The organism is Candidatus Alcyoniella australis (genome assembly GCA_030765605.1).
Classification (GTDB): domain Bacteria; phylum Lernaellota; class Lernaellaia; order JAVCCG01; family Alcyoniellaceae; genus Alcyoniella; species Alcyoniella australis.
Window position 1 is genome coordinate 19802 of the sequence record JAVCCG010000106.1, and the last position, 15208, is coordinate 35009.

At 58.8% G+C, this 15208-nt stretch carries 7 protein-coding genes; 5 read left to right on the forward strand and 2 right to left on the reverse strand.

Annotation, left to right across the window (positions count from 1 at the left end; translation table 11 throughout):
• The gene (locus P9M14_12315; protein MDP8256525.1) at positions 1–2187 is read left to right on the forward strand and encodes an LTA synthase family protein; all 2187 of its coding nucleotides are present in this window, start codon (positions 1–3) and stop codon (positions 2185–2187) included.
• Between the two features lie 91 nt (positions 2188–2278).
• Here the strand turns inward: P9M14_12315 and sppA are convergent, their stop codons facing one another.
• Both sppA and P9M14_12325 read right to left on the reverse strand, forming a co-directional pair.
• Positions 2279–3979, reverse strand: coding sequence for a signal peptide peptidase SppA (sppA, locus tag P9M14_12320; GenBank protein MDP8256526.1), 1701 nt, complete (start codon positions 3977–3979; stop codon positions 2279–2281).
• Between the two features lie 33 nt (positions 3980–4012).
• Complete coding sequence (locus P9M14_12325) at positions 4013–6178, reverse strand: hypothetical protein (protein MDP8256527.1); 2166 nt, start codon at positions 6176–6178, stop codon at positions 4013–4015.
• A 167-nt stretch (positions 6179–6345) separates the two neighbouring features.
• On the opposite strand from P9M14_12325, the gene P9M14_12330 reads away from it, so the two are divergent.
• The 4 genes from P9M14_12330 to P9M14_12345 all read left to right on the forward strand — a co-directional run bounded on the left by P9M14_12330 (position 6346) and on the right by P9M14_12345 (position 15149).
• A complete protein-coding gene (locus P9M14_12330; protein MDP8256528.1) occupies positions 6346–7896 on the forward strand; it encodes a glycosyltransferase family 39 protein in 1551 nt (516 codons plus the stop codon).
• Positions 7893–9440 (forward strand): DUF2142 domain-containing protein, encoded by a 1548-nt coding sequence (locus tag P9M14_12335; protein ID MDP8256529.1) that lies wholly within the window; start codon positions 7893–7895, stop codon positions 9438–9440. The genes P9M14_12330 and P9M14_12335 overlap by 4 nt, the downstream gene beginning before the upstream one ends.
• Position 9441: 1 nt before the next feature.
• Entirely contained in the window at positions 9442–10911 is a 1470-nt protein-coding gene (locus P9M14_12340; protein ID MDP8256530.1) for a hypothetical protein, read from the forward strand.
• Between the two features lie 302 nt (positions 10912–11213).
• Entirely contained in the window at positions 11214–15149 is a 3936-nt protein-coding gene (locus P9M14_12345) for an AAA family ATPase (protein MDP8256531.1), read from the forward strand.
• Positions 15150–15208: the final 59 nt, after the last annotated feature.

Genomic DNA, 15208 nt, shown 5'->3' on the forward strand with positions numbered 1-15208 from the left:
ATGTCCCAAAGTAAAGCACGGCGAGGCGGCGGCAGCGGGATGCTCTATCTGCTGCTGGCTACGTTGCTGCTGTGTTTGGTCGACGGCGCCTACGGTCTGGGGCTGAGGCTTTTCGCAAAATCATCGAGCCTCGGATATCAGGACGCGTTGTTCATCATAATCTGCATCGCGTACCTGGCGCTGGCATGCTGGGCTCTGACCCACCGCGCGCGATCTGCCTACTGGTTGCGCACAAAGCCGCGTTGGATTTGGGGACTGATCGCGGCCGCGAGCCTGGGAGTACTGCTGCAATGGCTGCGCCTGCCGCTGTCCGCGTCGCTGTTTTCGCTGTTTCACAATCTGCTTCTCTACTGCTGGCCGCTGGTGCTGCTGCACGCGCTGTGTTTCCCCGAATTTTGGAAACGCACGCTCGACTTTCTGCGCGTGGAGCGCAGTCCGCGACCGGCCGCCGCGTTCTGGATCACGCCGCTGCTGTGGACCTTCGCGCTCTACCTGACGCTGAATTGGATCTCGGTCGAGTACTTCGGCGTGCAAGTGCGGCCGCTGCTGCTGCTGCCCGATCCGCTGATTGTGCTCGCTGTGGCCTATTTGCTGATGAGCTTCGCGCGCACCACGCTGCTGTTCGTGCCGACTCTGGCGCTGCTGCTGGCGATCGTGCAGATCGGCAACGCAATTAAGGTCGGCTTCCTCGGTGGACCGCTGGGCCCCGACGATCTGGCCGCGTTCGACGAGCTGCTGATGATCATGAAGGGCGGCAACCTGGTGCTGGTTGTGGCGCCGCTGGCCGCTTTGGGTCTGCTGCTCGTGGTCAACTTCAAACCGCGCAAAATTGCATCGCCGATTGCGCTGCTGTTGTTGGCAACGACCCTGGCCGTGCTGCATTACCAGCCGCGATTGATTCTTGACCCTCTGGACAGCGCATTTGGAAACATCCCCTGGAACCAGGAGAAGAATTTTCGGCGACGCGGGGCTGTGGTGCATTTTGTTCAGGAGTACGCCCGGCGTCTGGCCGAGGCGCCGCAAATCCCGGACGCGCAACAGGTGGCCGCAACGCTGGACGCACTGGGGCGCGGGCCGATTGCGACCCCGCAGGTCGAGCGCCGCAACGTGTACGTGCTATTGCTCGAATCGTTTTGGGACCCGACTGCGCTTTGCGCCTCGGGCCTGCGCGGGGATGCGCTTGATCCGCGCTTGCGCGAGCTGTGGGAGAACGGCGGACGCTCGCGGGCGCTGAGTTCAACAGCCTTCGGCGGCACGCCCAACGCCGAGTACGAGCTGCTGTGCGGCGTGCCCTACCACTCCAAGCGGATCGTGTTTACCAACGGCGTGCGCAACTCCATGCCCTGTTTGCCCGCACTGCTGGCTGACCAAGGGTTCCAGACTTTGGCCCTGCACCCCAACATCCCGGACTTCTGGAACCGCTTCAACGTCTACCCGCGTCTGGGGTTCCAGCGCTATTTGGCCAAAGAGGCGTTCGAGTTCGACGACCTCAACGGAGACTTTCTTTCCGACGCTTCGCTGCTACGCCAGGTGAACGCGATTCTCGAACGCGAGACGGGAGCGCCGCGCCTGGTCTACGTGTTGTCGATCACCGGGCACTACGACTACCCGCTCAACGAATCGCTGCGCCCGCCGCTGGTGAGCGCGGATGATCCGCTGGTACAGCGCTACGCCAACTCGATCCGCTATACCTCGGCCGAGGTTTTTGATTACATCGATGCGCTGCGCAGCCGCGATCCTGAAGCGCTGATCGTAGTGCTGGGCGATCATCTGCCGTATTTGGGCAAGAGCCAGACGCCGTACATCGCGTCCGGGTTGTTGGCTGCACAGCGCGAGGATTATGACGCGCAGAACTACTACAACTTAAGCGCCACGCCCTTGATCGTGATCAACGGCCGAGACGGCCCCCAGGCCTTGGGCGACGTGGCGATGTACGAGCTGCCGCGGATCGTGCTGGGCCTGCTCGGCGCAAAGGGCGACTCGTGGATGAGTGCCTTTGACTATCCGGGCGAAGATAAGGCGCGGCCGTTTAACGATGCGCTGCTGTTGATCGATCCTGCCCGCAATCTTACGCTGTGCCGCTTTGGTCGCGACGAGCCGGACTGTGGCCCGGCCCTGGAATGGCTGGCGAATGTGGACCTGCTGGCCACGGACGTGGCCCTGGGCGACCAGCACGGCCTGCATTAGCCAACCTATCCCAATACAAAAGCCTTAGTCGCGGGAAGGGTCGCCGGGTCAAGGCTATGGTCCGCTCGCGAGCTTTGCTGCGGCCCAAATCCTACCCTTCTGGAGGCTCGAACAGGCACAGCGTGGCCACCGGCTCGTGCTCGAACACCGAGAGCCGGGCCAGGGCGCGGCGCACGAATTCGGGCAGGTCCGCGGAGAGCCGCATGTCCTCGCGCGATAAGCGCAGCATCTCTTTGACCGTCTTGGGTCGCGGGAATTCCTGGATCAGGATCGGCTGCTCCTCGGGCACGTTGCACAGACCCTTGAGGTGCCGCACCGCGTCATCGAGTCCGCCGAGCTCGTCGACCAGTCCGACCTCAAGGGCTCGGGAGCCGGTGTAGACCCGGCCTTGAGCCAGCTGGTCGATTTGCTCGTACTGCATGCCGCGCCCCTGCGCCGCCTTTTCGACGAAATCGCGGTAGGTTTCGCGCATCAGCTCCATCAACTTTTCGCGGGACCGTTCGTCGAGTCCGACGAAGTCGGAGTAGAGCCAGGCGTTATCACCGCGCGTGATGAGTTCCTTGTTGATCCCCAGCTTTTGGTATAGCCCGCTGAGGTTGAGCTTTCCGCCGACCACGCCGATCGAGCCGGTGAGCGACGAGGGCTCGGCGAAGATCCTGCGCGCGCCCATGGCGATGTAGTAGCCGCCCGAGGCCGCTACGTCGCCGAAGCTGGCCACCAGCGGTTTTTTCTCGGCCAGCAGTTGGGCCTCGCGCCAGATTATGTCCGAGGCCGTGGCGCTGCCGCCGGGGGAGGACACGCGCAGTACCACGCCGCGCACGTTGCGATCGCGCCGCAGCGCTTTAAATATTTTGGCAAAGGCGCGGGGGGTGATTGCCGGATCGGACAGCGGGCCGGGCGAGCGGGTGAGTATCTGTCCGCTGGCGTAGACGATCGCCAACCGTTGGTTGCTGCCCAGTGCGCGCAAGGCTCGCGGGCGCTGCAGCGCAGCGAGCAGCCGCGGTGCGGGTATGTTGCGCGAACCCTCGCCCTTGAGCCTGGAGCGCAGCTCGTCGGGATAGAGCACAGCGTCGATCAGGCCGGACTCCAACGCGGTCTGCGGACGATAGGGACCGTTGCCCAGCAGTTCGGCCGCGCGTTCAAGGTCGATCCCGCGGCGCTCAGCTAATGTGCGACACAGCACGTCGTAGGTATCGTCCACCAGTTGCTCGGCCATCTCGCGCGCCTCGTCGCTGAGCTGCGTGCGCTCGAGCATCTCGCCCGCGCTTTTGTACTTGCCCACGGCAAGCACCTCGGGCTCCACGGCCAACTTGTCCAGCAGTCCGCGCGCCAGCAGGTATTCCGAGCGCAGGCCGACAAGCTCGAGGGTCTGGGCCGGCGGCAGCACGATCTCGTCGGCTTGCAAGGCGATCAGGTACTCGCGCATCGACGCGCCGTGCTCGAGCAGCGCGATGACTTTGATCTTGTTCTCGCGAATCCGGCGCACGTTGTCCGCAAGGTTTTGCACCCGCGCCAGGCCGCCTCCCAGGCGGCCGATGGTCAGCACTACAGTGGTAACGCGGCTCTGGTCGGCCAGGCTCGCCAGCGCGCTGAGCAGCCGTAGCAGGGTGCGCCGTCGCGGCAGCAGCCCCAGCGTCCCTGCACGGAATATCTCGTGCTCGGGCAGCGAGCCACGCAAAGGCAGCCAGACGGTGTTGGGCCGGCGCACGCTCAGATAGCGTTGGTCGAGCTGGATCCGCAGGCTCAGGGAGAGCCGTCGAAAGAAGTTGGTCAGCCTGGCAATAATCGGCATCTCACCTCCATAGGTACGCTCCGCCGCTCGCTCTCAGATTATCTCCTGGAGCAGGCTGTGGAAGTTCATGTACAGCGGGTCGAAGTTGCGTTCGATGGCCTGGGCCTCGCGCCGCGTGTAGAAGATCACGTGATGCACGGTCCAGATGTAGCGGAACGGATAGCTGGTGACGTTGCCCGGCTCGTCCCATCCGCTGGACCACTCGAAGGGGTAGCGGTAGGCGGCCTCGCGTTTGCGCACCACACCGGCGGCCTGCCATTTGATGTCGTCGCGGGCCTCGGCGAAGTGTACGTAGGCCTGATCGGCGCTGTGGTCGGCCAGCCCGAGTTCCGCGCCGCGCATCTGGCAAACGCCGGCGTAGAGCCGGTAGCTGTGAGCGCAACGCAAGGCGTTGATCCGCACCGAATCGATCAGCTCCTCCAGCCAGGGCAGGGTCTGCTCGGGAACTTGCGTACGCAGCTGCACCAGCCGCTCGGTCCAAGCCTCGTAGCTCAGCGCCATCTCGATCAGGGCGGGGAGGATCTGCTGCTCAAATCCCGCGAGCTGCGTCCGGTCGGCGTTGTACAGCTCTTGGAAGGTGATCGGTTTGGGATGGGTCAGGATGCCGACCAGCCAGCCCAGTTCGTCCAGGGCGTCCTCGGCTGCGATGTAGGGAATCAGCCCGCGGTCGATCAGCGTGCTCTGCTGATAGCTGATCAGCTCGGTGAGCACCTGACCGACCTCGACTCCGGCCTGGGTTCCGAAGATCTGTCCCAAATCGACCAGCGGGTCGGTCCAGTCCAAGCTTGCGTCCCAGGAAAAGCGCGCCAGGGCCCAGTCCTGCAGCCAGTAGCCCCACTCGTGGCCCGTAGTGAAAACGACCTGGCCGTCGATCTTGGCCCCGGCGATCAGCACCGTATCTTTCCAACGGGTGTAGAGGTAGAGCGGCATGAACAGCGGCACGTCGATGTCAAAGGTGCACCAGTAGGCGGTTTCCGGGTAGTAGTAGACCGGCCGCTGGCCGATCGTCTCGATCAGGAAGTCGCGCATGTAGAGGAAGTCTTGGTTGCCGTAGACATCGGCCTTGCCCTCGAGGTCGTAGAACATCACGGTGTGCGGGTAGACGCCCATGCGCGGGTCGGCGAACTTGGCGAGGAAGTTGAAGTTGATGTCGCCGTAGTGCTCCGCGGTCTGGCCGGTGCTGCAGTGGACCTTGACCGAGGCGTCGGTCCCGGGCCAGCGCTGCGCCAGATACTCGGCAGTGAGGTCCATCCAGGCCACGGTCAACTCGTCGTCGGCCTCGACGAACTCCGAGCCGCCCATCTCGATGTTGATGTGGTCCCAGGGGACCTGCATCAGCTCGTCGATGTTGGAACGCAGTTCATCCGCGCACAGCTCCCGCGGTCGCGGCACGATCATGTACGACTTCTGCTGGCTGAACACGAAGCCGACGACAATGCCGATCTTCACGCCGCGCAGGTGCGCGTACTCCGCGATCTGTGCGGCCAGGGGCAGCCAGTTATCGAAATCCACGGTGCGCAGCAGTTCCCACTGCACGTAGTTGATCTTGTTGCGCACGCACCAGTCGATCCAGCGAAAGGCGTAGGGCAGGTCGGCCTCGTCCGTGCCAAGCAGGAAGCTGATCGCCTCGATCGGGTGCATGGTGTGGATGTGAAAACCGCGGCGCTCCATGCTCGGCGATTGCTGTTCGTCCAACGTTGGCGGCCATGCGAGCAGATCGACCGGCGGCACGTACGATTGCTCGGGATGGAAAAATCTGAGTCCGATGCGTTCGAGTAATTCGTAGAGCCCGTAGGCTGTGCCGATCGACGTTGGACCGGCCACGCCCACAACCTGGCGGCCATCGACATTTGCCGAGCGCAGTCTGAATCCCTGGGGGTTCAGGCCGTCGATCTCGTCTTGGCGGAACACGCCGAAATCAACGGCGCGCTCGCCGATCAGCACGCACAGCCGCGAGCCGTCGGCAGCGGGCAGTGAATCGGATAGGGACGCATTGTCGGCCAGACTTTCGGAGAGCAGCAGCAGCGCGTCGTCCAGCGCGCTTTGCAGCACACCGTCGCCCGACTGCGGCGCGACCAGGGCTACGGCGGCCAGGTCGTCAAGCTCCAGAAGCTGATCGCCGTCGTCCGCCCCGTCGTCGCAGGCGCACAGGGTTAGGGCGATCAGCGCCGCGGCCAACAGCGTAACAAGTCGGCTCATCTACATCTCCCGGGTCGTGGTTTTTCCGCTTTAAGCGCCATTGTCTATAGCTCGTATACGGACTGCCGTGCAACGCATCCAGGTTAATCAAGTTGGACCTCGGCGGCAACGATCAGCCGTGCTCGAACATCGTATTGTGCGATCCGGACTGCTAATATTCGACGGACATGACGAAGCTTGGGTCCACTACTGCCGGGCGTTTTTGGCTTGCAGCGGCGTTGATCGTACTGCTGAGCCTGGCGCTCAATTTTCTCGGCATCGGTTTCGGCGTGCCGGGGATGATCAGCTGGACCTCCAACTCGATCCGCGTGGACACGGTGATCGAGAACGGCACGTACATCTGGGAGTGGTACGGCCCGGCGGTCTATCGCGTTTCCATTGCCGCCTGCCGGGTTTCCGACCTGATCGCGGGACGGCCTGATCCCACGGGCTGGCGCTGGCTGATCGCCCAGCGCACGCTGCACGTGCTGCTGTGCAGCGCCTGCGTATTGATCTTGATTGTGCTGACGCGGCTCACCACTAATCGTTCGATCGCGCTTAAAGCAGGGATTATCGGAGCCTGTTCGCCCGTGTTGGTATTTTGGTCCAAGACCGAATCGGCCAATCCCCAGGTTCTGTTCTGGGCGATGCTGTTTCTGCTGTGCGGCACTCTGGCCCTGCAACGGCGGATGCTGCGCTGGTGGTTGTTTGCCGGGCTGTTCGCCGGAGCCACGGTGGCCACCAAGGAAGCGTTTTGGGGCGTGGGATTGGCCCTGCCCGCAGTTGCACTGTTTTACGAAATTCGCATTGGGCAGGGTGTCCAATGGCGAAGTTGGATCGGCCGTTCGCTGCTCTTCGGGCTCGTGGCCGTGGCGCTTTACGCGGCGATCACCGCCCTGGACCCGGAGCTGTTCGCCACGCGGGTGCACAACTACACGCTCAAGACCGAGTTGATTGCGCCGCAAGTCGGGCTGCCGATGGTCGTGCTCGGTCTGTTGTGGCATCTGGTGTGGGCGTTGATCCAGGTGACGTTCGGCGCCTCCCAGGGGCTGTTCGTTTTTCTTTTGGTCATGCCGCTGTTGATCGTCGGGCTGGTGCGGGCGCGCGGCCGGTTCGGCGAGCGTAGTTATGGGCCGCTGCTGATCGCCCTGCTGACGATCTGGCTGCTGGAGGCCTCGATCACCTACCGTGAGCTGCATGCCCAAGACTCGCTGTTTCTGTCATTGGCCTATACGCCGCTCGTGGCCATCGGCATCGAGCGTTTCAGCAATACCCGATTGCTGCCGCGGGGCGTGCGCAAGATGGGAGTGGCTGCGCTGTGGATTATCATCGTGGCCTTCGGCCTGCTGATCGATCTGAACATGATCTACAACCCGCGCTACGACCTGCTCGAGCTTGGACAGGACGATCCGCAGCCACGCAAGGTCTACTATCATCAGCTTCGGGATGTGGACTTTCCGGCGTTGCCCGAGCACTGGACCGAGGTTAAGGACCTGCGATCAGCAGACTTGTTGGTGACCTATCAGCGCGAGGAGTTGCTTGAGCCGCGCGCGCTGTTTTTCGATTGGGAGATCACGCACCAGATCGACACCTATTTGCCGCTACGCCTTCCCGAGCCCAACTACAACATCGCGTATTGGATAATGGAGCCCAAGAACAGAGGCGTCCAGGGTGATATCGCCGTTCCCCCGGTTGATGGTCAAAGTGGAAATCGCCCCGCGGACGGTGCGCTGCGATGAAGTTTTTTATCGACCATTTGGCGCTGTCGGTAGTATTGATTTTGCTGTTGAGCTTGGGGCTGAACTCGCTGGCCATGGACTTCGGAGTGCCCGGCCAGCCCTCGTGGACCGCCAATCCGATCCGGCTTTTCGACGTGGAGAATTACGGCCTGACAATCCAGGATCACTACGGGCCATTGTGCTTCAGCGTGGCGCGTCTGGCCTGCTTTATCGCCGACTCCGTGGTACACGATCCGGAATATAGGGAATGGAATTGGATCATTGCCCTTCGCGCGATGAACATCCTGTTCTGCACTGCCTGTGTGTTGGTTCTGATGCTGATCACTCTGATCACCCACAGCAGGCTCGTGGCTCTGCAATCCGGATTTATTTGTGCCTGTGCGCCGGCGGTGGTTTTCTGGGCCAAGAGCGAATCGGTTAACCCGCTGGTGACGCTGCTGTTGATGTTGACGATCCTGGCCGCGGTGCATCTGCTGCGGAGCTCGCGCCCTCAGGCCTTGTTGTGGATCGTGTGTGGGGTGCTCGCCGGGCTGACGATCTCGGCCAAGGAGACCTACTGGGGGATACTTGCCGCACTCCCCGTCGTCTATATTCTGAATTGCTGGAGGCACGACTGGCCGCTGAGCAGAATCGTGTTTCAGGGTCTGCCGTGGTCCGTGCTCTACGTCGCGCTGGCCGTAGTGATCTATTTTAAATTCACCTTCTCGGAACCCGAGCTGCTCAATGTCCGTATTTCGCACTATCTAGGCCCGATACAGGGGTCCGAGCCCGCGCCGGTGATGAATCTGTTGGAGTTGCTGGGAGTAATCGGCCAAAAGATGTTGACCTGGCTGTTCGTAGTGCCGCTGACAGCGTTGAGCGGCCTGTTTTTCAACCCATTTTCATATTTCTTCGGCCTAATCGGCCTGGCGGCTTCGATTCGCGGATCGAGCTTCGGACGCTGGACGCCGTTGTTGCTGGCATACGTCACGACCTGGTTGATGTCGATTCTGCTGCTGTGGCGCGATAACCTGCCCCAAGACGTACTGCCGTTGGCGCTGTGTCTATCGCCGTTGGTGGCCCTGGGAATTTCCACGGTCTTTGGTTGGCGGCGTTTGCCCGTGTGGGCAGCCAGGACCGGGATCGGGGCGGTATATACCCTGATCCTGCTGTTTGGTCTGCTGGTCAATCTGAACATGATTTACAATCCGCGCTACGATCTGCTGGAGCTCGGTCGGGACGACGACCGGCGGCACAGTGTAATTTTTGCGGTGCAGCGGGAAAACCGCGAGCCCGCTTTGCCAAAGCATTGGTCGCGGGTGGAGGACGTCAATCAGGCGGATATGCTGGTGGTTGAGCTGAATAGCTACAACAAGCAAGAATCCCTGCTTCGACTACCGTTCCCGATCGAGGATTCCGGGGACGAGCAGTGGTGCCCGATGCAGCGGCTGGACACTCCTTCCCTGTTGGGATTCCTGTTCCCCAACTACAACATCAGTTACCTGGTGATGGAGCGGCGGCGCGAATGCCCTGAGCTGCAATCCGGGACGCAACAGGTCCAATAGTATGGGTCGCCGCCGTTTCCTGCTGCTCGCCGTCTGCTGTGTGTTGCTCAGCCTGGGGCTGAACCTCTACGGAATCGACTACGGCGTGCCCGGCGATCCAAGCTGGATGCCGCACCCGCTGAAAATGGGGAACTACCTGGAGCAGGGAGCACTCGACAGCGACTACGGCCCGCTGCCCCAGGTGATCGCCGGACACGTCTGTCGTGTGGGCGAGCGTTTGTTAGGAGCCGACCGGCCGGGGCACTGGAATTGGATCGTGGCCCAGCGGTTGTTCAACAGCCTGCTCGGCGCGTTGAGCGTGGCGTTGCTGATCGCCATTGCGGCGCTGACCCACGGCCGGGCCGTGGCGCTTTTCGCCGGACTGCTTGGGGCCTGCGCCGAGGGCCTGATCTTTTGGTCTAAAACCGAGTCGGTCAATTCCCAGGCCGTGTTCTGGACAATGGCCCTGCTGCTCGCCGCTGCACTGATCGGTAGATACCGCCACCCGCTGCTGTGGCTGCTCGCTGGAGTCTGCGCCGGGCTGCTGCTGGGCACCAAGGAGACATTCTTCGGCTACGCGGCGGCGTTGCCGCTGCTCGCTGCGGGATTCTACGTCGGCCGCGAACAGCGGCGTTGGTCCACAGCGACCTGGCTGCTGCTCGGCGTGCTGCTCTACGGCCTGGCCGCCGCGGGACTCTACCTACTGGCCGGCGCCACCGATTGGCAACACTTCATGCTGCGCCTCGCGCGCTACACCAGCCCCGACCTGAACACCACCATGCCCGGCCGCACCCTGTATCAGAGTACTGTGCTGGAGTACTACACCAGCCAGGTCACCAACGTGCTGATCCTCGGCGGCCAGGTGCTGTTTCCCGGGGCGTTGCTGTTGGTGCTGGTCGGGCTGGTCGGACGTCGCCGTCCGGGTTGGGGGCTGCGCCTGCTGCCGTTGGCCGTGGCGCTGGTCGGCTCGCTGCTGTTGATGTTCGCCGTGCCCTGGACCATCGGCGTCAAGCGGGTGATCGAATCCTACGACCTGATTCCCTTGGGCCTGGCCCTGGCCGTGCCCGCAGGTGCGGGCTTGTTGCGCATTCAACGCACGACGCGCATTACGCGGCCGCTGCGCCTAGCCGTGGTGATCCTGGTCTGCTGTTACATCCTGCTGGTCGGTCTGAGCGTGGATTGCAATTTGATGCACAACGCGCGCTACAAGTTAGCCGCAATCGGGGACGTTGACCCCGGGCCCCATCGGGTTTATTTCGAGTTCTCACCCGAACACGGCGCACCGCTGCTGCCTCCGGGCTGGACCGTACAGGATTCGCCGCAGGGAGCTGATCTGCTGATCGACTTGGCCGACGAGCAACAACTGCTGCTCGACCGCGGCTGGCAGGTCAAGTGGCGGGTCGATCCGCCCTGGACCAGCAGTCTGACTTGGTTCGAATACTCCTTTGACAGCGGCTACGTGGTGCTCCAGTGCCCGGGCGAATGCCGCTGAGAACGCTTGTAGAGATGGCTGACGGTGCAAAGCGTGCCCGGCTCGTACACGCTTTATCATGGACCTGCCGCTGGACCCCAGCGATTGACCGCGGCTTCGAGCTGCGACTCTGATGCGGCGATTTAAATAAAACACTGCTTAACTCTGTTGCAATTTTTAGGGGAGATTTCCTATAATTTTTCCGTGCTTTTTCTTTTCCGTCGCTGCATAATGTGATCATCCTTATGATTGTTCTGCCGTCCGTCGTAGCTATTTAGCGAAAACGACTCCGAAGTGCGATAAAAAATCGTTCGGAGATTTTGATGTCTAGTCCAACTTCGATCACAAGACATTCGATAGAATCCTTGCTCGACGAGTTAGTAAGCGGCCGGGCTATAACCGACGAATACGGTCAGGACTTCCAGCTCAATTCGCCTGCCGCGCGGGCAGTACTCGATTGGTATCGAACGCACCCCCAGAATTGGTCAGGCAACATCAATAGTGATATCGCCAAGGACCTGGCCGATTCAATCGATCTACAGCCTCCTACGCTCCCACCTTTGCCAGAAGCACCGTCTCGGACGAAGGGCCCAATATTTCGTTTGCTCTCCGTGAAGGCGCATCGGTTCGCTGGCATTCACCGTTACGGCAAACCAAATGAACCACCTAAAGATTTCGAATTTGAATTTGATCCCAACCGGCAGGTCCTCTTAATCGAAGGTAGTAATGGTTCAGGGAAAACTTCAATCCTATCAGCCATCTGCTGGGCGTTAACGGGCAAAGTATTCCGATCACAACGAGAACCAGAGTCGGTTGATGATAAGCGCATGCTGGTCAGCCTGGAAAACTCTGTTACATCGACCTCCGATGACGCTATTAAGTGTGAAGTCCGACCAATAACGCCAATGCCATCGGCAGAGGTTCTTCAAGAGAAATCACAAGAGCCGATTTGCCTCGATACATCGGTTGAGCTCACGTTTGGGAGGCAAAACGGGAAAAAGATTGTAGTACGCCGCGCCTATAAGCAGAACAGCGCAGGCCGGGTGCAGGTTGTTACTAGCGGGATTGAGGATCTGGGCATCGACCAGATGTCGCTCAACATTGGGACTGCTATGCCGGGGCTTATCCCATACATCCACCTTGGGAAGTCTTGCGATTTGGGCGAATCAGTAGCCGAACTAACGGGGTTGAGCCCTCTTCTCGATTTAACGGACCACGCTCGGCGTGCGCGTGTTAGGTTTACTGGTAAATTATCCAATGAAGCCGATTCAAGAATTGCTGATAAGGATAGGGCTTTCTCTGATCAGCGATCGCGTCTTGAAAAACGCACCCAGGATAATCCAGCAATAAGTCCTGGGTTGGAAATACCAATGCCCGGGGACGAAGAGACCACGATGGCACGACTCGTCGCGCTTAAGTCCCGCTTCCAAGAACTAGAAATGGTGGCGTACCACGCTGCACAGGATATTCTCACTGACTCGTTCGACCCAGCTAATGCTGAATCGCGACGACGCCTTGCTGATGAAGTGGGCCCAGCGATCGGATCCTTGGACGTTCAACACCTTGCAAGCATGCGTCGACTGCTTGATCTGAGCACTCTAACTGAGGACGATCTTTCATCAGCAAAGAGCATTCTCGACGAATTGGTGCGGGACGCCAATCGGTTGGTTGAGCTCTCTGTGCGCGTAGAAGAGGCCGAGCGATTGCGCCTCTATGCAAAGCTGGCAGCCTGGATGGAGGATATCCCAGAAGAGCGTCGACGAACCGATAAATGTCCGGTTTGCGGTACAGCGTTGATGGATAAGATAGATTCGATAACCGGCCGCGACATTACGGACCATCTTTGCCGGTCGCTGGATGGCACCGAGAAATTTCCGGAGACGTCCCCAAAGCGTTGGGAACAAGCTGCGATAAACAAACTCCGAAGCGAGCTGCCCAATTTACTTGTTCAAGAGATCAATCGTGATCTTCCCGGCCAACCTGCTGATTTAATTAGGACTGGCATTGTCGATGAGCTTTTCCAGGGGCCGGTTTTCGGTGGCATCCTGGCTTCTCTTAGAGCACCAACGGAGCAGTTCCTAACGACATCCTTGTCCGGACTTCCAAGATACAATGACCCGCCTCGTAGCGTACTACACGAACCCATTGCCACACCCTTTAGTGAGTTGAGCGACTTGATTGACCGGATTCGCAAGGCCGTAGCCTTTGCACAATGGGGCATGGCGAATACTCTGGCTGTCTCGGATGTGTGGAATAAAACCATTGGTCATTTCGTGTTGTCCGATGGCCCAGATGCTGAGACAAGTCCGGGCTTTCTGCTGGGCCAATTGCAGAAACTTAACGAGATGGTCAAGCACGCGGAACCGCTTAAAGAGTGCATCCGTGATGTCGATGAATTAAGACGCACGTGGGAAGATCGCAAGAGCATTGTCCAGCTAAAAGAACGCTACCGCAGAGCTGCTATCGCAGTCGAGGAACTAACAGGCTTACGCGAGTTGGTAGAGGGTACGATTCAATCACTATTGTCAACCCTGGACGAGCAAACGCGTATATGGAAAAAGGCGCTGTTTCTTCCTGCGATTAGAGGCGCACCATGTCTGGCCAAAACAAGTGTAAGCGCTAAAGGGGCACTAGCAGTAAGCGTGGAATCTGAGGGGTCTTATGCTTTAGGTGAGCACGTGTGCAACTCGTCGGATCTTCGAGCAACGCTATTGGCTTTTCTTCTAGCCTTTCGAGAACATTTATTAGAAAAACGAGGGGGGCTATCGCTTCTTTTACTGGACGAGCTTCAGGAACTTTTTGATCCGCATAATCGTCGTAGGGTGGCAAGAACCATTGCAACTTTAGTTGAAAAGGAATCACAAATTGTAGTGACTACGAATAATAACAACTTTGCATGGGATATTAAGTCTAAGGCCGGCCGGGATTGCGTTGATCACCGCTGCATACACCCTTTGAATCGGGTTCGTTCCTGCCTTAGTTTGGGATTAACATTGGAGGACGTGAAATCCAAGCTGCGAGCTTTTGAAAATCCAGAGAACAAAAATAAAGACAAACCAGCCCAAAAGTACTTGAATTGTCTTCGTATATTTTTAGAGAACCAACTTACGGATATGTTCACTAGTACATATGTGAGGTTGCCGTCTCGTCCATCTTTGTCTAATTCGATTGATGCAATTCGTTCACGTATAAAAAGCGGCATCGAACCATTCAATCTACAGGTTTTTACAATTCTAGTTGGTGATCAAGCCTTAACAAGCGGGAGTGAATTTCTAGACCTTATGAATGAAAGTCACCACGGAAGAAATGAAACCATCACATTTAATGATGTCTTTACAATATTAACAACGTGCAAACGAGTTCACCGTAATGTGGATCGGGCACATGAGCAATGCGAATTATGGATGCTGCGGGATCCACCCCTTGCTGCTCTAAATCAGCCCTCCGGACCAACGCCTGTCCGGGTTCCCTCAAGTAGAGTGCCAATAGTCTCGGATTTGGCAGCATTTATGGGGCAAGAACTAATTCCTGATGAGACTATTAATGGTGATGAGTTTTCTTTCGAAGCCTTTGATCACCATGCCGTCTACAATATTAATACGCATAACTTCGGATTCGCCGGAGCGAGGGGCTGTAAGGCGATCGTAGATTGCGCAGATAACGCAAGGCAAGCAGATGATTCGTTGGTAATTGCACTACACAGAGATAGTATTTATGCTAGACGGTTAGCAAGGCAGGATAGTCGGCCCGAGATCGTATCGTTGACATCAGAGGCTATAGATCCTCGCAAACGTCTGCCATCCTTGCTCCTTCCGACAGCGGAAGTGCGGTTGCTCCCGGTTGTAGGAATACTATTCGATGACCAACCGACTTCCTTTCAGTTGCGTGGAGAAGCAGTGTTAGAGGAGTATTCACCTATTTTGGAGCGTGTGGATCTGGTTTTTCGAGTTTCTGGAGACAGCGCCTCACCATTGGCATTAGACGGACAATGGTTGCTCGGAGGAAAGGTGGTTTCACCGGATCAACTGGCAGATCTCAAAGGCCGCATCGTTGCGATCAGCACATCGGAAGGCAATTATTTAAAGCGCATCGGGAACACGCTTTCTGGGGCAAGTCATGTGCGGTTCTTTGAGCCGATCGGTGTACATGGCGAATCCAAGCTGATTGTCACAGAAGAAGATCAAGACGGATTTAGCATGATTCCATCGTTACAGTCGGCAAGGCTAATCCTGGGTGTCATATACGAACAGGCGGAGTAGGTCGTTTCGGCAGTCGGCTTATAATTTATCGATTCAATATTTTCCCCGCCTCAAAGCCG